The organism is Mesorhizobium sp. M7A.F.Ca.ET.027.03.2.1, from assembly GCF_003999175.1.
In the GTDB taxonomy this organism is placed as follows: Bacteria; Pseudomonadota; Alphaproteobacteria; order Rhizobiales; family Rhizobiaceae; genus Mesorhizobium.
Window position 1 is genome coordinate 1 of the sequence record NZ_RZOM01001852.1, and the last position, 507, is coordinate 507.

Genomic DNA, 507 nt, shown 5'->3' on the forward strand with positions numbered 1-507 from the left:
GTCCTGGCGATCCTGCTCTTCGTCGTCGACTGGATCAGCGCCGGGCCGCTGACCTATTTCGACGTGTCGTTCCTGTCGAGCGGCGGCGCCACCTCGGCGCTCGCCGCGATCGGTCAGACCATCGTCATCCTGTCGGGCGGCTTCGACCTGTCCGCCGGCGCGGTGATATCGCTGGTCAATGCCGTGCTGGCATCGAGCATGGACCCGATGGCGCCGGGCGCCAGCATCATCCTGTGGACCGCCGTCGGGATCGGCGTCGGCATGGCGGTGGGCGCCTTCAACGGCTTCTTCATCGCCGTGCTGCGCATGCAGCCCATCGTGGTGACGCTGTCGACCATGTTCATCCTGCAAGGCGTGACGCTGCTGGTGATGGACAAGCCCGGCGGCTTCGTGTCGCCCGATCTCGGGACCCTCTATTTGGGTGACGCGATCGCCGGCTGGCTGCCGATGCCGCTGGTGGTGATCGGCGTCGTCCTGCTCGCCTGGTTCTGGCTGAAGGGAACCCGC

General features: G+C 67.1%; 1 pseudogene. It reads left to right on the top strand.

The window, feature by feature from the left end:
• Nucleotides 1–507: pseudogene (locus EN750_RS38440) on the top strand (ABC transporter permease); the annotation flags it as partial.